We start from the raw sequence: 20,927 nt of genomic DNA, 5'->3' as shown, positions 1-20,927 counted from the left end.
CCCATGCGCGCCTGCTTCTTTCATAATGCGGATAGCAGATGCCAGCGCTTCTTTGGAGTTACCCTGGTATGAACCAAAGGGCAGATCAACAATTACCAGCGCCCGCTTTGCCGCGCGTACTACCGATGATGCGTGATAGATCATCTGGTCTAAGGTGATGGGCAGCGTAGTTTCGTGTCCGGCCATTACATTACTGGCCGAATCGCCCACCAGGATGATATCCATACCTGCGTTATCTACAATGGCGGCCATCGAATAATCGTAAGCCGTAAGCATGGCTATTTTCTCGCCACGGTTCTTCATTTCCTGCAATATATGCGTGGTAATGCGTTTAACTTCCCTGTTTACCGACATGGTATCTTTTTAGTTTTTGTAGTGCAAAGGTAGGTTTTGATTTTAGAATTACGATTTTAGAATTACGATTTGGATATTGGCAGATAGCCCGCGGCAAAGCAGCCTTGTTTCATAAAAATGTCATACCGCCATATATTTCAATAAATCTGAAATCGTACATCTAAAATCGTAAATATTTTTCTATTTTTGCGCCGTGAATAAAGAGGTATCTTACTTCAGCCTTACGGTTTCTTTTCACGGAGCTTCGAGCCAGAAAATCCGAATATTTAACCCTTTCAATTTTTTTGCTAAATGAATCATTTCACCAAATTACCTGCTGTTTTATTATTAGCCGACGGTACCGTTTTTTACGGTAAAGCTGCCGGTAAAATAGGTACAACCACAGGCGAAATTTGCTTTAATACCGGCATGACCGGCTACCAGGAAATTTTTACCGACCCATCTTACTTCGGGCAGATAATGGTAGCCACCAATGCGCACATTGGTAACTACGGTATCAATACTGATGAGGTTGAATCGGGTAATATCCAGATAGCCGGCCTGGTTTGCAAAAACTATAACATTGCCTACAGCCGCAAACAGGCAACCGAATCCATACAGGATTATTTCCAGGAGCAGAACATAGTTGGCATTTCTGATGTAGATACCCGCCAGATCGTTCGCCACATCCGCGATAAAGGCGCCATGAACGCTATTATCTCTTCAGAGATCTTAGACCTTGACGAATTGAAAGCCAAACTGGCCGAAGCGCCTGATATGGACGGGCTGGAGCTTTCATCACAGGTATCAACAAAAGAAAGCTACACTTTTGGCGACGAGAACGCTGCCTATCGTGTTGCCGTGCTTGACCTTGGCGTTAAAAAGAACATCCTGCGCAACTTTGATGATCGCGACGTTTACGCCAAAGTTTACCCCGCAAAAACCACTTTCGAAGAAATGGAGAAGGATTTTGCACCATCGGGTTACTTTATATCAAACGGCCCCGGCGACCCATCGGCCATGCCTTATGCTATTGATACCGTTAAAAAAATATTAACTACCGATAAGCCTTTGTTTGGTATTTGCCTTGGCCACCAGTTGTTGGCTTTGGCTAATGATATCCCAACCAAAAAAATGTTTAACGGGCACCGCGGTTTAAACCACCCGGTTAAAAACGTCATCATCAACCATTGCGAGGTTACCTCACAAAACCACGGTTTTGGTGTAGTGCCCGAGGCGGTAAGGGCATCTGATAAAGTAGAGATCACCCACGTAAACCTAAACGACCAGTCGATAGAAGGTATCCGTGTGAAAAATAAAAACGCGTTTTCGGTACAGTACCACCCCGAATCGTCGCCAGGCCCGCATGACAGCCGCTACCTGTTTGATGATTTTATAAGTATGATGAAAAAATAGACCGGCATTAAGCGGATCTATTCGATTTATAACAAAGAAGCCTTTCAAGTTTTGCTTGAAAGGCTTCTTTGTTATCACCACGTCATTGCGAGGTACGAAGCAATCTCCCGATAGATAATAGCGTATGCAAGGTGCATAGCATAGTCTTGAGATTCCTTCGTACCTCGCAATGACTCATGGAGTAATTTTTATACTTTAGCAACAATGAAATTTAAAGGCACAACACGCATTATCATCCTGGTACTTATCCTATGTTTAAACCTGGGCTGCGACCAGGTTACCAAATCAATGATGCGCGCACACATCAACTATTACGATCAGTATCGTTTTTTTAACGACCATGTTACCCTGCTGCATGTAGAAAATACCGGTGCTTTTTTAAGCCTGGGCGCCGAATTGGTACAACCGTTCAGATTTATACTGCTTACATTGCTGCCGGTACTGGCCCTGTTTGGCGGCTTGGCTTATGTGCTGATAAAAAAGAACCTGGGCAGCCTGATGTCAGTAGGTGTTATTTTCTGTATTGGCGGCGGCCTGGGCAACCTATACGACAGGATTGTACATGGCTCCGTTACCGATTTTTTGCACATCAAGTTCGGCAGTTTGCAAACGGGCATTTTTAATGCCGCCGATGTTTCTATTATGATAGGTTTTGGCCTTATCCTACTGGATGCCTTTTTGAAGAGGGATGATGAAAAGAAAGCTGAAGCAGCAGCAATTGAAGAATAAACCGGGGTACGAGTAAAAATCTTCTACGCCATACTCTCTACCCGTCATTTCTATAAGGTACGAAGCAATCTCCTGGCAAACATTTTTTATACTAAGTAAGCGACTATAAAACATCCGCCCGCTCAATTGCCCAGGGATGGTTGTTTGTTTTTTTCAAGGTACTCAAGAGGGCTTCGCCGTGTGTCTTGATACAAGGTAACCAATACCGGGCAACGCGAGCTCATGAATATCGATAAAACAAAACACAGCGACTAAAGCAAAAAGGTTTCTTTGCCACACCTGGCCTTAAACCCGCAAACCAGTCAAAACCACGGGCTGGAATCTTTTGCCCAACTGCACTTGCCCCGCTTCTGCAAAAGTTCCTATGCCTTTGCCGCGCACAAGGCCACCATTGTTCTGCCCACTTTCACCCGAAGCTGTTTTGTCTGACCCGGCACTGCAGAAAGCAACCTTTTTTCTCTTTTCTCCTTGTCATCCTAAGCGAGAGCGAAGGATCTGTTAGCGAACTGTACAATCGCCTATATACATATTGGTGATTAGATGCTTCAGGATGTTCAGCATGGCAAAGTGGGATTTCGCGTTACTGTTAACTGCAAACAGCCCACTTCAAACTCGCCATCCCCCTGTCACTATTTCATCACATTATACCCTATCCTACTACTTCATTATAAAAAGCGTATCTTTGCGATAATTACCCGTTGATTTACGGTTTTGATCATTATATACTCTTCAGACCCGCTTAATGCTTCGCGTTAGCACACATACATTACAAACATTACATGTCATTTGAAAATTTAAATTTAATTGAGCCTATTTTAAGGGCTTTAAAGGCAGAGGGTTATACAACTCCTACCCCAATACAAGAACAAGCTATACCTTATATATTACAACACCGCGACCTGCTGGGCTGCGCGCAAACCGGTACCGGCAAAACCGCCGCCTTCGCTATCCCTATCCTGCAGTTATTATTCCAGGATAAGCTAAAGCACAAGGAACAAAAATCTATAAAGGCCCTGATACTAACCCCAACCCGCGAACTGGCTATCCAGATCAGCGAGAGCTTTACCGCTTATGGTAAGCATACCGGCCTTAAAAACCTGGTTATTTTTGGTGGTGTATCGCAAGGCCCGCAGGTTGATGCTTTACGCCGTGGTGTTGATATCCTGATAGCTACCCCCGGCCGTTTGTTAGACCTGATGAACCAGCGCTTTGTACACCTTGATCAGATAAAAATGCTGATACTGGATGAAGCCGACCGTATGCTGGATATGGGTTTTGTGAACGATGTTAAAAAGGTGATAGCAAAAGTACCGGCCAACAGGCAAACGCTTTTCTTTAGCGCTACCATGCCTAATGAGATCCAGAGCCTGGCCGATAGCATACTGCAAAAACCTGCAAGGGTTGAGGTTGCCCCGGTATCATCAACGGCAGATACCATACAGCAATCGTTATTTTATGTAAGCAAAGGCGATAAACGTTTATTGCTTAACCATATTTTAAAAGATAAAGAGATTAAAACTGCGCTGGTATTTACCCGTACCAAACATGGTGCTGATAAGGTGGTTAAAGATCTGATCCGTACCGGTATCACTGCCGAGGCTATACACGGTAATAAATCGCAAAACGCACGCCAGCGTGCGTTAACCAACTTTAAGAACCGTACAACACGCGTGCTTATAGCTACAGATATTGCTGCCCGTGGTATTGATATTGACGAGCTTACCCACGTAATTAACTACGAGATACCAAACATACCCGAAACCTACGTACACCGTATTGGCCGTACAGGCCGAGCGGGTGCAAGCGGTATAGCCCTTACCTTTTGCGATGGCGAGGAAGAGATAGATTACCTGAAAGATATTCATAAACTGATAGCCAAAGAGATTCCCGTTGAACTGGGCCATCCCTATCCGTTAAGCTACGAAGCCATGACGGAGAAGATGATGAGCAAAGCCAAAAACGCGCCTAAGAAAAGCGGCGGCGGCAGTGCAGCTGGCAGGCATGGCGGCGGCACCAAAAGGCCGGGCGCAGGCGGCAGGCCGGCGGGTCATCGTGGTGGTGGCAGCGGCGGTAGCGGCAACAGCCGTGGCGGTGCAAGTGGCATGAGCGGCGCAAGCAGGTCGTCATCAGGCAGGAGATAATTTAAAATATCACAAAGGCCGGGAATTAGCGAACAGGTGCGAACCATTGCCATTCCCGGCCTTTTTTTGCCGTTTTAAAGTCGAAATATGGCGATATTTTCCCTTGTTTTTCCTACTTTCTGCTTAACATTTCTCCAATCATAAAAATTTTTATGTTAGGATGTTAATAACCATATTTGCAACCTCCAAAGAAATTAAATAGCTTTAAGTGAAAATTCAACCAGCACAAATGAAACGCCTTTTTGACCTTATAAAGAATAAATTCTTCCTGGTTACGGTGGCTTTTGTTATCTGGATGATCTTCTTTGATAAGAACGACCTGTTCTCGCAATACGAATATCACCAACAGCTTGATAAATTAAAACAAGAGCAAATTTTTTATAAAACTGAAACCGAAAAGGTTAACAAAGACCTTGGCGAACTTACCTCTGATAAAACCAAACTCGAGAAATTTGCCCGCGAAAAATACCTCATGAAAAAAGATAACGAAGACATTTTTGTTATCGTTCATGAGAAGAAAAAGTAATGACTGATGTGCAGATATGCAGATTCATATTGTATCATCTGCATATCCGCACATTTACTAATTCGTCTTCGTATCTATTTTAGGTATAGCAAACATAGCCTCTTTAATAAACTTAACCGGGGCGCTGCCGTAGCTTAAAAACTTCTCGTTAAACTGTTTAAGCTTGTATTTGCTGGCTTGCTTTTTCTTCCACTCTTCGTGCAGAGCGTTTATTTCTTTGTAACCGGTGTAATAACTGGTTAACTGCACACTGCTTACACTTACACGTTTCCATTTATTATCGGCTTCGGTTTGCTGCTGAAAGGCTTCTTTGGTGAGCATTTTTATAGCCTGCTCTTTAGTCATGCTGCCGGCATGTACACTGTAATCAAGTATAGTGTTACAAACCGATCGCAGGTGCCATTTATACCACATCAGGCGCATTTCGGGCGCGGCATCACCAAAGCCGGCATCTATCATTTCCTGTTCGCTAAATACAGCCCAGCCTTCAACCATAGCGCCATTTCCCAATACCGATTTTATTATACTTGGCGCTTTGTTAGCATACACCAACTGCGTATAATGCCCCGGTATAGCCTCATGGATGCAAAGGATCTGCAGGGTATAGTTATTATATTCGCGCAGATAGCTTTCGGCTTTCTCTGCCGACCAGCCTGAAAGGCTGCCCACATTATAATAGGTATTGCCATCTTTATCATACGGGCCCGGCGAACTGATAGAAGCCCCCGCAACACCGGCCATATAACCCGGCTCTTTACGTACTACCAATGGCTTTGATGGATCCATGGTCAACAGGTCTTTTGACCGTATAAAAGCCGTAAGCTTGGGTATCTCCTGTTCAATAGCCGATTGAAAATCGCCAGGTGCAACATGCTTAGATGATAGGGTATCTATTACTTTAGCAATATACTCCAGGGAATCTTTAGGCATAGCTTGCGTACCAAAATATTTTGGCCAAAGCTGCCTGCTCAGCTTAGCCATTTCGCGGTGCAGGTATTTTTTGCGTTCTACCGCCGAATTATAGGTTTGCTGCGCTGTACCTTCGGCTTGTATATCGTACTTAAATTTAGCTTCGTAAAAATCCTTGCCTAACCTAAAGCTGCGTGGCTTATCGTTTTTCATAGCCTTTAAAAACGCTGCGTAGCCTTTTATGGCATCGGCCGATAGCTTCGCCCTTTCGGTCATTAGCTTTTGCTCGGCAGCGGGGAGGTTTGTTTTCTTGAGCGAATCGGCAAAATCATTCTCAATAACACCCACACCGCCCAGGTGTTGGTCAATAGCCAGTTGGGTAAGCTCGGTAACAGGGTTTTTCAATTGCTTTTCAGCTTCTTTATAATAAGCCGGTATGTTCTGCATTTTTTGATAAAAACTGCGCAGGCGCTGGGTTAGCGGCGCATAATGCTCGTTAAGTATGGATGCAAACGTACCTATTACGTTGTATGATGAGGGGTCCCACTGGTATGCTTTTAGCTGCTCTAAATTCCACTGTATGCTCTCCATCTGATTTTTGATCATATGGTGGTCTATCTTATTGGCATCACTCAAAGTGCCCTCGGGATAGCGGCTCAGCGAATCCAAATGTACTTTGGCAAATTTTACCGCCTGTTCCCGGGCTTTATCAGTGGGTACCACTAACAGGCTGTCGTATTTATGGTAGCCTACGCTTGTTGCCCAGTCGGGATTGTTCTTCCACAATTCTTCTAAAAAATGGTCTTCGTATCTTAAAAAAGCAGCGTCATCTTTTAAAGATTCATCCTGCATTGATTGTCCGTCTTTTTTACAGCCTGTAAAAGCAGCCACATAAAGGGCCATTAATAGTATTTTTTTGATCACTATGTTACAATTTAGCTTTGGTGCATAAACTTAAAACTTTTGATTCATATAAATCAAACCTGTATCTAATTTGTTAAACAACAAACGCATTATTATGAATAACGAACACGAAATTTTAATAAAAGAACTCATAAAACTGCTTGAAGGTGGCGGTGCGCACGCTACTTTAAAAGATGCACTGGATGATCTGCCGGCCGATTTGCGCGGTGTAAAACCGCATAATTTGCCGTATAGTATCTGGCAACTGGCAGAACATATACGCATTGCGCAGGGGGACATGCTGGAGTTTAGTAAAGACGGCAACCACAAATCGCCCAAATGGCCGGATGATTACTGGCCGAAAGAAAGCTCCCCGGCAGATGAGGCTGCGTGGGACAATACTATAAAACAGATAAATGACGATAGGGATGAATTTATAGCTCTATTAAAAAGCCACGATATTTATGAAAAGATACCGCACGGCGACGGACAAAGCATCCTGCGCGAGGCCCTGCAAATAGCTGATCATAACTCGTACCATACCTCAGAAATTATTTTGTTGAGAAGACTATTGGGTGCTTGGAAATAATAATGCAGATGTTCGCCTATTACCTTACAATTGCGAGGAGCGATAGCGACGTGGCAATCTTCGACATGCAATTTACCTGATTTTCTATCGAAGATTGCCACGCTATGTTCGCAATGACGGATTGGATAATATCTATTTCAAACCCTTTACAAAATTCACTATTGCGGTTACCAGCTCGGGCTTAAGCGGCAGGTCGGGTTTGTTGTAAGTGGCCAAATTTTGCTCTCTATCGGCAGGGGCCTCCTTTAATATATGGTTCATGCCGGGTATAATGGTTAAAACCGCGTCCGATTTTGCCTTTTTAAGCAGGTCGGCATCTGTTACTGGTACTTGTATATCATTTGTACCTTGCAATATCAATACCGGCACCTTAACTTTCTTTAATTCTTTTGCAGGCGAATATCTAAACCACGACATCAGGTACGGCTGAATATCCGGGCGTGCAATAGCGTAAATTTTAGGATCGATATTCTCCGTGAACTTGCCCTTTTTTAGGCTATCCAGCATGGTTTTAAAGTTATCTGCAACATATTTTGGCTGTGATTTCATTTGCTCGGTAACAATAATATCTGCCGATCGGCCTGCGCCGGCAACAGAAACAAAAGCGTTAACAGGTTGGTCTCTTATGGATAATATTCCAACAAGCGAACCCTCACTATGGCCTAAAACAATAACCTTTGAGAAACGCTGATCTTCGCTTAGCTGGTTTATCAAACCTACGGCATCATCCACATAATCTTCAAAACGCAGTTCTTTCTCTTTAGTGGTGCTAACGCTTTGGCCAACAAGGCGTTTATCATATCTTAAGGTGGCGATATTATTTTTACCCAAATCGTTTGCCAACATTTTATAAGTATTGCCGTTTAGGCCTAATTTCGCGCTGTTACCATCCCGGTCTGTTGGGCCAGACCCCGCTATAATAAGCACAACAGGTATTTTACCGCTTACACTAATGGGCATAGTTAACGTACCTGATATTGAACCCGACAATGTTTTAAGCAGTACCGCCGATTCTTTAAGAGAAGGATCAAGCGCTATGGTTTTTGCATCCTCTACAAACGGGCTTAGCAGCAGGCCTGTTAATTTGCTTTGATTATTAAGGGTTATATTCAACAAAAAAACAGCGTTATCAAACGTTGCCTTATACACTGCTAAAGGTTGGTTATATTTTAAAAACTCTGTTTTATTTAAAGCACCCAGCTGCGATTTTAGCTGAATAGTAGTAGGTTTAAACTTATCAAGCGGCAAGCTGGCTTTCATTTCTGCGCTAAACATGTTAAAAATACTATCGGGCTGGCCGGCATTATAAAACTGCTTAAATTTATTTGCAACAACCGTATAATTGGCAGGTTGGCTATTAGCATTAAATGCTGTGGCAAATATTAAAACAAAAGCTATAAGGTAAATTCTTCTCATTATGTTAAGAGCAAATAATGTATTTGCGAAATTAATAAAATAGAAAGGACTTTACTTTTTTATAGTAATAACTTAAGAAACATTTACACATGCAAATACGTAAACAGCACTTATAACCTATTCCCTATTGTAATATTGTTATTATATTGAGTTTTTAAAGGGGATAACTATAAGGAAAAAATCTACGAGGTATATTAATGAAGGTTAAAATTGGATGCTTTTTTGCGGCTATCCTGGCAAGCTTATTTAGTTTTTGTTACGCCCAAACAGGCTCTTCTGTCATTCGCGGTAGCGTTTTTATACAAAACAATAAACCGGCCGAAGCGGCAACAGTTGTTTTATTAAACCTGCCCGATTCTACCATCGTTATGTCGGCATTGGTAAATAATACAGGTACCTATCAGTTTTTAAATATCAAACCGGGTAAATATGTATTGTTTGCTACTATGCTTGGCAGCAATAAAACTTACTCGCAACCTTATAGTATTGCAAATAACCAAACAATAAATGTCACAGCTATAACCTTAGCAGCCCTAAGTACCGAATTAAAAGAAGTTGCCATAATAGGCCGCAGGCCATATATTGAAGTAAGGCCCGATAAAACCATTATAAACCCTGCAGCCAGTATTATTGCCGACGGGCAATCGGTATTAGAGGTTTTAAGGCAATCGCCGGGTGTGCGTGTTGATAATAATGACAATGTAAGCATCAGTGGCAGGCAGGATGCTTTGGTTTTAATAGACGGCAAAGCTACAAACTTAACAGGCGCAGACCTTGCTACGCTTTTAAAAGGCACACAGGCTGGCAACATCGACCGCATAGAGATATTAAAAAATGGCTCGGCCAAATATGACGCAGCAGCGGGTGGCGTGGTTAATATTGTTTACAAAAAAGGCAAAAATCTGGGCACTAATGGCACCTATAATGCATCTGTGGGGTATGGTCGGTATTATAAAGCAAGTACCGGGGTTTCTTTTAATACGCGTACAAAAATTTTTAACTTATTTGGCAGTTATATTATAAACGGCACCAAAACATTTAGGGAAATTCATAACGACAGGGGCATTAGTTACGCAGGTGTACAGAGCAGTTACTCCAGTATTTATAAAAACATACAAGAATCACAAGTTCATAACTTTAGGCTGGGTACTGATTTCTTTTTATCCCCCAACCAGAGTATTGGCTTTTTAGTGAGCGGTATAGTTAATAATAATGATTTTAATAAGAACAACACGCTAAAAATAGCAAACCGGGGAGTACTCGATTCAACTATTGTGGCCAATTCAACTATTGACAGAAACATCTCCAATATAAATTACAATGTTAATTATACCGGTAAGCTTGATAAAACAGGCCGTACAATAACGGCTAATATTACACACACACGTGCTAAGCGCCAATCGGCTGAATATATAACTAATGAGTTTTTTGATAATGCAGGCGCTGTTTACCGCGACCCGCTGCTACTGCAAAATATATCGCCCACAAAAACCAACAATTGGACAGCTTTATTGGAATACAGCAACCCGCTGCCAAAAAATTCGAAATTTGATGCCGGGTTAAAATTTAGCCGGACCCAAACAGATAATAACTTTGTTTTTGGCCCGCAGGTAAATGGCGTATACACTATTAACCCTGCTTTTAGCAACCGCTTTCTGTTCACCGAAAGCATTGCAGCTGCTTATGCTGATTATAACGGCAAATTTGGCAAATTTGACCTTGACGCCGGTTTACGCGGCGAATACACCGATAATAAAGGCACTTCGGTTACTACTAATGAAGTAACCCCCCATAAATATTTTAACCTGTTCCCTACGGTATTGCTTAATTACCGCTATAACGATAAAAATGAATACGCCCTATCATTTACCCGCGGTATCAACAGGCCAAGTTATGATAAGCTTAACCCCTTTCTTTACTTTGTAGACCTTTATAATTACCAGGCGGGTAACCCTTATCTGCAACCTCAGTACAATAATAAAATAAGTTTAAGCCACACCTATAACCGCGAAATTACAACCAGCTTATATGCAAATTTAAGCACAGGCGCAACCTTCCCTTTTTACCAGCAGAACGATGCCTCAAAAATAAGCCTTACTACCGAAGTTAACCTTGGCCGAGCTTATACTTATGGTATCAATATAAATGCACCATTAAAATTCACCGAATGGTGGACAAGCAACTATGATATTGACGCATCATATCAGCGGTACGTTGCCTATCCACGGTACGGCGATCTTAACAAAGGTACCGGCGACCTGATCATTTTCTCGACACAGGATTTTAAGATAAGCAAAACTATTGCCGCGCAGCTCTCCGGGAAGTATGAAACAGCTACTTTTTACGGCATCAATCAGTACAGGCCAACTTTTATGGCAAACGCCGGTATAAGTAAGGATATATTTCATAAGCTGGGGAAACTGAGTATTACCGCCAACGATATTTTTAAAACCTATAAGGACAGGATATATACTAATTATCAAAACCTAAACTTGCGCCTGGTTGACTTAAGGGAATACCGGAAGATCAACATAAATTTCAGCTACCGTTTTGGCCGCACAACAGTTAAGGGTGCTGCCGGCCATGTTACCGGCAATGAGGATGTGCAGAACCGCATGAATATAAAATAACCGGTATTAACTAACATGTCAGTTTAACACCGGTCTTCGAATTCTTAAATTTCTTGATGTAAATTATCGGAATCTATGCAATCAGTCTAACTTTAAAGAGTAACTAAATGATTTACCAAGAATTTTGGCAAAGCCCATCAGTTACACATCTTGGCTTACCCGTTACCTTGTCGCACCATGATTCACCCTCCGGACATTTTTTTTCCTCTGGAGGCACCAAACCACCCAATACATTTTTCATTTCTTCATGTGATAACTTTTTTTTGTTTAGATCTTTCATGTTTATAATTTTAGTCTAATGTCTAAATATAATTTAAACCAGTGATTATTAACGACAATTCCACTAAAGAAATCCCATCTTCTCTTCATCATACTTGCCTTTTATGCGGGTAGCAAAAAAGGTCCCAAGCGATTGGCTGTTCACAAATTTTTTGTAGGCCGCGGGTTTAAAGTTAAAATATTGCCATACGTCACCATTCTCCTTAAACTCCAGTTCAAGGATATGCTTTTCAGCATCGTAACCAATACTTTGTAAAGCCGATGAATTTATTGCCCGTCTGCGCATAGTATTACAGCAGTACAAAGCCAAAATGGTTTTAAAAATTATCCGGCGTGGCCGCTTAAGGCGCTGATAATAATAATAAGCAGTACAATAAAGGTAATACCCGTGTACAGGTGATCTTTTTCGAGAATAAACCCCACAGCGCTAAATATTACGCGGATGATGGGGGTTGCTATAAGCAGAATGATGCCGGCCTGTATAATAGCCCTGCCCCTTAAATGCATAATGCCATTTATAATGCCGCCTGCGCTGTGCACAAAATCGGGCACACCTTTAAACTGGTGGTAGTTGGCTATAGTTTGGCCATGGCGGTACAGGTAAATTACACCGCCAATAAAAACAATAGTCATAGATATAAAAACACCGGCACGCAGCACCCATCCTATCACCGCCTGCATGTCTTTATCTTTAAAACTGTTCTTTATCATTGAGTATTTAGGTCATCAAGTTTGGTTTTACTCAATAACCAAGCCGAAAATAATGCTTAAAAAATAGCCTTCCAACTTTAATGTTAACCTATATATTATATAGACTTTGTTGAAACTAAGCTATTAGCGTTAATGTCTAAGCAGTTTTTACTATTTTCGCAACCTTATACGTTAAATAAACAAATGGACTATCAATTTAAAGATATAGAGCAGAAGTGGCAGCAGTTTTGGGCTGATAATAAAACCTTTAAAGCCGAAAACACAACCAGCAAACCCAAATATTATGTATTGGATATGTTCCCCTACCCATCGGGTGCGGGCTTGCATGTTGGCCACCCGCTGGGTTATATTGCTTCTGATATTTTTGCGCGTTACAAACGTTTAAAAGGCTTTAACGTATTGCACCCCATGGGTTACGATAGCTTTGGCCTGCCTGCCGAGCAATATGCCATACAAACCGGGCAGCACCCATCGGTTACTACCGAGGCTAATATTGCTACTTACCGCCGCCAGTTAGACCAGATAGGTTTCTCGTTTGATTGGGACCGCGAGGTACGCACCAGCTCGCCCGATTATTATAAATGGACCCAGTGGATATTTATGCAGCTGTTTAACAGTTGGTATAACAAGGATGCTGACAAAGCCGAAAACATTGCCAAATTGGTTGAACATTTTGAAAATAAAGGCTCGGCCGGTATTAATGCCGTAAGCGATGAAGAAGTTTTAAGCTTTAGTGCTGGTGAGTGGAAAGCCTTTAATTTACAAGAGCAACAAGCCGAACTGTTAAAATACCGCCTAACCTACCTGCGCGAAAGTACCGTTAACTGGTGCGCCGCTTTAGGTACCGTATTGGCGAACGACGAGGTGAAAGACGGTTTTAGCGAGCGCGGCGGTTACCCTGTTGAGCAAAAGAAAATGATGCAGTGGAGCATGCGTATAACCGCCTATGCCCAGCGTTTGCTTGAAGGCTTGGATACCATTGACTGGCCCGAGCCATTAAAAGAAATGCAGCGCAACTGGATTGGTAAAAGCGTTGGCGCAAGTGTAAGGTTCCCGTTGGATAAAACCACTCACCTTTCACAACTCACTACAAACTACATAGAAGTTTTCACTACCCGTGTTGATACCATTTTTGGGGTGAGCTTTTTGGTGATAGCGCCCGAGCATGAACTGGTTGCCGAATGGACTACGCCTGAACAAAAGGCTGATATTGACGCATATATTACCCAAACCAAAAAGAAAAGCGAGCTTGACCGTATGGCCGATACCAAAACCGTATCGGGTGCGTTTACGGGCAGCTATGTAACCAATCCGCTTAATGGCGCGCAAATCCCGGTTTGGATTGCCGATTACGTTTTGGCGGGTTACGGTACGGGGGCGGTAATGGCCGTACCATCAGGAGATCAGCGCGATTATTTGTTTGCCAAGCACTTTAACCTGCCGATCATCCCGATCATCGACATACAAAATATTGAGGTTGAAGCCGACCCCACCAAGGAAGGCAAATACATCAACAGCGATTTTATAAACGGCCTGAGCTACAAAGAAGCAACCGCAGCTGTTGTTGCCAAACTGGAAGAACTAAACCTGGGTAAAGCGAAGGTGAACTTCAGGATGCGCGATGCTATTTTTGGCCGCCAGCGTTATTGGGGCGAGCCCGTACCGGTTTACTTTAAAGGTGGCTTACCTTATTTAATTGAGGAGGAGCACCTGCCGTTGTTATTGCCCGAAATTGACAAGTACCTGCCAACCGAAAGCGGCGAACCGCCATTAGGCCGTGCCACCGGTTGGAAACACGAGCATGGTGAATATGAATTAAGCACTATGCCGGGTTGGGCTGGCAGCAGCTGGTACTGGTACCGTTATATGGATGCCCATAACGACAAAGAGTTTGCATCACGCGAAGCGATAGAATATTGGAAAGATGTTGACTTGTACATTGGCGGCAGCGAACATGCTACCGGCCACTTGTTATATAGCCGTTTCTGGAACAAGTTTTTGAAGGATATAGGCAAAGTGGTTGAGGAAGAACCTTTCAAAAAGTTGATCAACCAGGGGATGATACAGGGAAGAAGTAACTTTGTGTATCGCCTGATTGATGATGAAGGTAAAGGCACTAACACCTTTGTATCTCATGGCTTGATAAAGGATCATAAAACATCGCCACTGCATGTTGATGTAAACATTGTAGAGAACGAAATTTTGAACTTAAACAAGTTTAAAGCCTGGAGAGAAGACTTTGCTGATGCTGAGTTCATCTTAGAAAATGGCAAATACATCTGTGGTGTTGAAGTGGAGAAAATGTCCAAGTCAAAATTCAACGTGGTTAACCCGGATGATTTGATTAGTCGTTATGGTGCCGATACGCTACGCATGTACGAGATGTTCCTGGGCCCGCTGGAACAAAGCAAACCTTGGAATACCAACGGCATTGAGGGTGTGTTTAAGTTCCTGCGTAAATTCTGGAAGTTGTTCCATGATGCTGATTTTAACTTTAACGTGAGCAATGAAGCGCCTACTAAAGCAGAACTAAAATCATTGCACAAGATCATCCAGAAGGTGGAGCAGGATATCGAGCGTTTCTCGTTCAATACATCCGTATCAAGCTTTATGATAGCCGTGAATGAACTAACCGACCTGAAGTGCAACAAACGCGCTATCCTGCAGGATCTGGTTATCACCCTTGCCCCTTATGCCCCGCACATCAGCGAGGAGCTTTGGACGTTACTTGGTAACCCGGCGGGCAGCATATCTACCGCGGCCTACCCTAAATTTAACCCGGCCTATTTGGTTGAGGATGAATTTAGCTACCCGGTATCATTCAACGGAAAAATGAAAACCAACGTTAGCCTGTCGTTAACTATGGAGGCTGCCGATATAGAAGCTGCCATTTTAGCCAACGCCGATGTACAAAAATACCTGGACGGCAAAACGCCTAAAAAGGTAATTGTGGTTAAAGGCCGCATTGTAAACATCGTTATTTAGCAAAATAAACACGTATACGCCCCTGTGAGTTTGCTTAAACAGCAAGTTTACAGGGGCTTTTTATTACATCCTTAGTGTAACATGTACATTACACTTATATATTATTTACATAAAACAGATAAGTGCCTGTAACATTTTAGGCAATTTCGCCTCAAATACCAAAAACGCTCTAAATAGTTCCAATTATGAAACGAATATTTTTACTTATAATAGTTATTTGTGCTGCAATAACGGCAAAAGCCCAGCTACCGGTAAGCGGTGGTTCAGGCATCGTCGGTAAGATCTCGGGTACAGTTGTAGATTCGCTCACAAAAAAACCGGTAGATTATGCTACTATCAGCATCTTCAAAAGCGGTGCTAAAACCCCTATCAATGGTGTATTAACCGACGAGAAGGGTAACTTCAGGATCGATAACCTGCGTGCAGGTAAATATAAGATCACGGTATCTTTTATAGGCTACCCAACAAAAACTTACGACCCTGTTGAAACCACCGCTTCAAAACCCGACAATAATATGGGCACATTGGTTATTTCGCCAAGCGCCAAAGCTTTAAAAGAAGTACAGATTGTTGGCCAGGCGCCGCTTATCGAAAACAAGATAGATAAGATCGTTTACAACGCAGAAAAAGACCTTACTGCCGCAGGCGGTAACGCTACTGACGTATTACAAAAAGTGCCGTTGGTATCGGTAGATATGAACGGCAACGTGGCTATCCGTGGCGACGGTAACGTAAGGGTACTAATAAACGGTAAACCATCAGGCGCAACATCTGCAAGCTTAAGCGATGTATTAAAAACCATCCCGGCCGATCAGATCAAAAGCATTGAAGTGGTAACCTCTCCGTCAGCAAAATACGATGCTGAAGGTTCTGCCGGTATCATTAACATCATCACCAAAACCAAAAATGCATCGGGCATAAGCGGTTCTGTTAGCGGTGGTGTAGGTACGCGCCAAAACAATGGTAACATGAACCTGAACTACAACAAAAACAGGTTTAACTTTTCGGCTAACTTAGGTGGTAACCTTACCTGGCCGCAAACCATGACGACTGATTTTCAACAGACTATAAACACAGGTGCTGCAAACCAGTTTAGCCACAATAACACCAGCAGCGAAACTAAACGCCACGGTGCACGGGGTACATTAACCGCGGGTTATGAATTTAATGGCTTTAATAGCATTAACAGTACAATTGCGTTAAACGATGGTGGTTTTAACACTAATGGCGGCGGTACCTATAGGATAACGGATTATAATGACCCAACTAAAAGCCTTGAATACTTTGGAAGAAACACAAATAAAAATAAGTTTTCCGGGTTTGATTGGAATATAGATTACACGCACAAGTTTAAAAAAGAAGGCCATGAGATCACTGTATCGGGCCAGTGGAGCCATAGTATCATCAATACGGATTATACCAACTTATTTACCGCAAAACAACCTAGTCAATTGGCTAGCAATAATGGTAAAAACAATGAGTATACCGCGCAGGCAGATTACACACTGCCTATCAGCAAAACATTAAAGCTGGAAGCCGGTGGTAAAACCATACAAAGGCGTATAAACAGTGTTTACGATATATACGCTGTAGATTCTCTTGGCAATAACCGTACTTTAGATACTGAAAATTCTAACCTTTATAACTATAACCAGAATGTATATGCAGGGTACAGCGTATTTACCATTACCTTACCAAAAAACTATTCGGTATTGGCTGGTTTTAGGTATGAGAACACCCAGATAACAGGCGATCCTAAAACGCCATATGCAAGCGGAGAAAATCAGCAGGTATTAAACCCTTTTAGCGCAAGCTACAATACGTACGTACCAAGTTTAACCGTACAAAAAGTTTTTGGTTCAAATACCTTCAAATTATCATACAGCAAACGCATTACGAGGCCATCCTTGCAGGTATTAAACCCATTCATCAACAGAACTAACATACAGGCGCAATCGGTAGGTAACCCTAACCTGGCACCGGAGGTATCACAAACTGTTGAATTGAATTTCAACACCTTCATCAAATCCTCGGTATTGAACTTTTCGGTTTATTACAAAAGAACTAACGACCTGATTGAAGGTTTGGCGAGCCCAATAACCGAGATAGTAGGAGACAGCACCGTAACAGGTACCCGTACCTTACAACGTAACGCAGCGTTAAATAATTCATGGGGTGCAAGCTTCTTCGGTTCTATAAACCCAATTAAGCCTTTAACCATTCGTGGTAGCGTAAACGTATTTACTTATAATCCTACTGTATATGCTCAATATGCTAACTTCATAAACACAGATGCGATAAAAACCCAATTTCAGTATACCATGTTCGGCAGCGCACAATACCTATTCCCTAAAGACTTTATATTTGAAGCTTTCGGGTTTATTAACTCTCCGCGCCGTACCATACAAGGTAGCAGCCCGTCATTCGGTATTTATGCTTTCGGCGTAAAAAAACAGTTCATGAACAAAAAGGCATCTATCGGTTTCAACACTGTACAACCATTTGCGGTTAACAAAGCGTTCAACCAAAATATATCAAGCCCGGGTTTCACCCAGATTTCGAAAACACAGTTTCCTTTCCAATCGTTTGGTTTAACGTTTAGCTATAGCTTTGGTAAAATAAGCTTTAGCAACCCGCAGCAGAAGAAAAAGAAAGGTGTTAACAACGACGACCAGATACAAGGTGGTGACCAAACCGGAGGTGGTGCCCCAACAGGCGGACGTTAATAGATTAGCCTAATAATCAATAATTGCATATAAAAGAGAAAGCCCCTTCAAAATCTGAAGGGGCTTTCTCTTTTATAACCATTTGTCATTCTGAGCGAAAGTGAGAACCGAACGTAGTGAGTCCATCAAAGTCTTAAACATATAAACATTGATAAATCCTGTTCATATAATAAATAGCGGACTTTACATATCTTATACTTTGCATAACGAACAAGATTTCTCCTCGCTATGCTCGTTCGATATGACATGGTGGAAAGTTATAGATGCATCACTACGTTCAGCATGACAGGATGGAAATATATCAACAAAAAAGCCGGTCAATAATTATTGACCGGCTTTTTTTCATGCTAATGTTAGCTTATTTCTTTGGTAAGTATTTGAAGTTTTTACCGATGAAACGGGCTGAATCACCAAGTTCTTCCTCGATACGAAGTAACTGGTTGTATTTAGCGATCCTGTCTGAACGTGAAGCTGAGCCAGTTTTGATCTGGCCGCAATTTAAGGCAACAGCAAGATCAGCAATGGTAACATCTTCAGTTTCGCCGCTACGGTGGCTCATTACTGAAGTATACCCGTTTGTTTGCGCTAAAGTAACCGCGTTAATAGTTTCGGTTAATGAACCTATCTGGTTAACTTTTACCAGTATAGAGTTTGCAGTATCGTTATCAATACCTTGTTGTAAACGTTTTACGTTGGTTACAAACAAATCATCACCTACTAACTGTACTTTATCACCAATTTTTTCGGTCAATAATTTCCAGCCGGCCCAGTCATCCTCAGCCATACCATCTTCAATAGAAATGATAGGGTATTTAGCAGCTAATTCAGCAAGGTAATCTGCCTGTTGTTCGCTGGTGCGGATGGCGCCTTTTTCACCTTCAAATTTGGTGTAATCATATTTACCGTCTTTGTAAAACTCAGATGCAGCACAGTCAAACGCAAGGAATATATCTACACCGGGTTTGTAACCAGCTTTTTCAATAGCTTTAAGGATGGTTTCAACGCCATCTTCGGTACCTTCGAAGGTTGGTGCAAAACCACCCTCGTCACCTACCGCTGTAGATAGGCCGCGGTCATGTAAGATCTTTTTAAGGTTGTGGAATACTTCGGTACCCCAACGCAATGCTTCAGAGAATGAAGAAGCACCAGCAGGCATGATCATGAATTCCTGGAAAGCGATAGGCGCATCAGAGTGCGAACCACCGTTAACAATGTTCATCATCGGGATAGGCAGGGTGTTTGCATTAACACCGCCAATGTAGCGGTATAGCGGCTGGCGGCTCTCCTGTGCTGCTGCTTTAGCAACCGCTAAAGAAACACCAAGGATTGCGTTAGCACCCAGTTTACCTTTATTTTCTGTACCATCAAGCTCAATCATCAGGCTATCAATAGCATTTTGCTCAAATACATCAATACCTTTAAGTTCGGCAGCAATTATCTCGTTTACGTTGGCAACAGCCTTTAAAACGCCTTTACCCATATAAGTGGCTTTGTCGTCATCGCGAAGCTCAACAGCTTCGTGAATACCGGTTGAAGCACCAGAAGGTACCGCAGCACGACCAAGAACACCATTTTCTGTAATTACGTCTACTTCTATTGTAGGGTTTCCACGCGAATCAAGTATCTGGCGTGCATGAACATCAATTATTAAGCTCATAGTTTTTTATTGTCGGATTTTTTTTGAATGAAATACTATACTAATCTGGTCGGCTAAGTTAAGCGCAAAAACAGGAAATAGCAACGCAAATTTTGCATTTGTAATGATTATTAATGGTTTGTTAACACAGAGTTGCTGTTTAAACCATCTGCTTATCCTTTAAACCATGCAATAGATAAGCAATAAATCAATCGCTTGTAGTTGGCAAATGTTCGCGTTCAACGCTATTTTTGCGGTTTATACGATACATTAACATGAGCAGCATATTATTTTTGGCGCTGCTTGCTGAGGCTGTGTAATTTCTCTGGTTTATCCAACCCGCCTGTACTATCCATTTTTTATCAATCTGATACCCTAATGCAGCTGATATGCGATTGCGCTCAAAATTGGGGGCTTTATTATTAAAGAATACCTCATCAAATATAGATAGGAACCAGGTTTTGGCAACTATTTTGGTATTATTAAGCGGTATAAACATATTTAACCTGTAGCGGAAACGGTTGCGGTAATCGCCGTTTACCCAGCGCTGCTCAACGCGATAGCGGTGTTCAAATTTCAACGGGGTAAGAAACTGGTTTACCGTCATTTGTTCCCAAACCCTAAACTCATTTGTGTTTGGGCCTGCGTCTACATTAAAATAATCATATGTATGATAGGTACCCGATCCCAACAAAGCTGTAAAATTTTTATCCAGATCATAGCTTACACCTGCCTTATACTCGTAATACTGAAACTGGCTGAAACCCGCGCCATTACTTCGTATCTGCAATTCGGTATAGCCACCCCAACGGTGTACACTGTCTCCGGGCATTAATACTGTTGCAATACCCCAGGTACCTGTTTTAGAATCCTGTGCGTTAACTTTTGATGAACAAATTGTTAATACAACAAACAATAAGGTTACTTTAATAATGTTTTTTAACATTTACTTAATATTATTTTAATGCAAAAGTATTTCCTGATTGTTACCTGTATAT

At 42.2% G+C, this 20,927-nt stretch carries 16 protein-coding genes; 8 read left to right on the top strand and 8 right to left on the bottom strand.

Translation table 11 applies throughout. The annotated features are described in order from the left end of the window. A partial coding sequence (locus WC615_RS08055; protein ID WP_372977594.1) for a 3-methyl-2-oxobutanoate hydroxymethyltransferase occupies positions 1-354 on the bottom strand: 354 nt, incomplete at its 3' end. Positions 355-645: 291 nt separating this feature from the next. On the opposite strand from WC615_RS08055, the gene carA reads away from it, so the two are divergent. From carA to WC615_RS08035, 4 genes are all read left to right on the top strand, one after another. Then, entirely contained in the window at positions 646-1,749 is a 1,104-nt protein-coding gene (carA, locus tag WC615_RS08050) for a glutamine-hydrolyzing carbamoyl-phosphate synthase small subunit (RefSeq protein ID WP_372977593.1), read from the top strand. Between the two features lie 204 nt (positions 1,750-1,953). Continuing rightward, entirely contained in the window at positions 1,954-2,478 is a 525-nt protein-coding gene (gene lspA / locus WC615_RS08045) for a signal peptidase II (protein WP_372977592.1), read from the top strand. Positions 2,479-3,257: 779 nt separating this feature from the next. Beyond that, positions 3,258-4,619: a DEAD/DEAH box helicase gene (locus WC615_RS08040; RefSeq protein ID WP_372977591.1), complete on the top strand. Its 1,362-nt coding sequence runs from the start codon at positions 3,258-3,260 to the stop codon at positions 4,617-4,619. Positions 4,620-4,848: 229 nt separating this feature from the next. Continuing rightward, a complete protein-coding gene (locus WC615_RS08035) occupies positions 4,849-5,145 on the top strand; it encodes a septum formation initiator family protein (protein WP_372977590.1) in 297 nt (98 codons plus the stop codon). A gap of 57 nt (positions 5,146-5,202) precedes the next feature. On the opposite strand, the gene WC615_RS08030 is transcribed toward WC615_RS08035, so the two are convergent. Further along, positions 5,203-6,978, bottom strand: coding sequence for a DUF885 domain-containing protein (locus WC615_RS08030; RefSeq protein WP_372977589.1), 1,776 nt, complete (start codon positions 6,976-6,978; stop codon positions 5,203-5,205). Positions 6,979-7,072: 94 nt separating this feature from the next. On the opposite strand from WC615_RS08030, the gene WC615_RS08025 reads away from it, so the two are divergent. Next, on the top strand, positions 7,073-7,546 hold the full coding sequence (locus WC615_RS08025) for a DinB family protein (RefSeq protein WP_372977588.1): 474 nt from the start codon (positions 7,073-7,075) through the stop codon (positions 7,544-7,546). A gap of 132 nt (positions 7,547-7,678) precedes the next feature. On the opposite strand, the gene WC615_RS08020 is transcribed toward WC615_RS08025, so the two are convergent. After that, positions 7,679-8,962: a serine aminopeptidase domain-containing protein gene (locus tag WC615_RS08020; protein WP_372977587.1), complete on the bottom strand. Its 1,284-nt coding sequence runs from the start codon at positions 8,960-8,962 to the stop codon at positions 7,679-7,681. A gap of 197 nt (positions 8,963-9,159) precedes the next feature. On the opposite strand from WC615_RS08020, the gene WC615_RS08015 reads away from it, so the two are divergent. Then, positions 9,160-11,592 carry an outer membrane beta-barrel protein gene (locus WC615_RS08015; protein ID WP_372977586.1) on the top strand — a complete coding sequence of 811 codons (2,433 nt, stop codon included), beginning with the start codon at positions 9,160-9,162 and terminating at the stop codon, positions 11,590-11,592. A 112-nt stretch (positions 11,593-11,704) separates the two neighbouring features. Here WC615_RS08015 and WC615_RS08010 read toward each other — a convergent pair whose 3' ends face one another. The 3 genes from WC615_RS08010 to WC615_RS08000 form a co-directional block, all read right to left on the bottom strand. Next, complete coding sequence (locus tag WC615_RS08010) at positions 11,705-11,872, bottom strand: hypothetical protein (RefSeq protein ID WP_372977585.1); 168 nt, start codon at positions 11,870-11,872, stop codon at positions 11,705-11,707. Positions 11,873-11,935: 63 nt separating this feature from the next. Next, positions 11,936-12,157 carry a KTSC domain-containing protein gene (locus WC615_RS08005; RefSeq protein WP_372977584.1) on the bottom strand — a complete coding sequence of 74 codons (222 nt, stop codon included), beginning with the start codon at positions 12,155-12,157 and terminating at the stop codon, positions 11,936-11,938. A 38-nt stretch (positions 12,158-12,195) separates the two neighbouring features. After that, positions 12,196-12,582, bottom strand: coding sequence for a DUF1634 domain-containing protein (locus WC615_RS08000; protein ID WP_372977583.1), 387 nt, complete (start codon positions 12,580-12,582; stop codon positions 12,196-12,198). A gap of 183 nt (positions 12,583-12,765) precedes the next feature. Between WC615_RS08000 and leuS the strand changes: the two genes are divergently transcribed. Both leuS and WC615_RS07990 read left to right on the top strand, forming a co-directional pair. After that, positions 12,766-15,567: a leucine--tRNA ligase gene (leuS, locus tag WC615_RS07995; RefSeq protein WP_372977582.1), complete on the top strand. Its 2,802-nt coding sequence runs from the start codon at positions 12,766-12,768 to the stop codon at positions 15,565-15,567. Positions 15,568-15,752: 185 nt separating this feature from the next. Next, positions 15,753-18,293, top strand: a complete 2,541-nt coding sequence (locus WC615_RS07990) for a TonB-dependent receptor domain-containing protein (RefSeq protein WP_372977581.1) — start codon at positions 15,753-15,755, stop codon at positions 18,291-18,293. 358 nt (positions 18,294-18,651) lie between these two features. Here WC615_RS07990 and eno read toward each other — a convergent pair whose 3' ends face one another. Together eno and WC615_RS07980 are read right to left on the bottom strand one after the other, a co-directional pair. Beyond that, the gene (gene eno / locus WC615_RS07985; RefSeq protein ID WP_372977580.1) at positions 18,652-19,950 is read right to left on the bottom strand and encodes a phosphopyruvate hydratase; all 1,299 of its coding nucleotides are present in this window, start codon (positions 19,948-19,950) and stop codon (positions 18,652-18,654) included. Positions 19,951-20,137: 187 nt separating this feature from the next. Next, positions 20,138-20,875: a DUF2490 domain-containing protein gene (locus WC615_RS07980; RefSeq protein ID WP_372977579.1), complete on the bottom strand. Its 738-nt coding sequence runs from the start codon at positions 20,873-20,875 to the stop codon at positions 20,138-20,140. Positions 20,876-20,927 lie beyond the last annotated feature (52 nt).

It is taken from the genome of Mucilaginibacter sp., from assembly GCF_041663085.1.
GTDB lineage: Bacteria > Bacteroidota > Bacteroidia > Sphingobacteriales > Sphingobacteriaceae > Mucilaginibacter.
The sequence above is the reverse complement of the archived record's forward strand: the minus strand, read 5'-3'. Positions and strand labels throughout refer to the sequence as shown.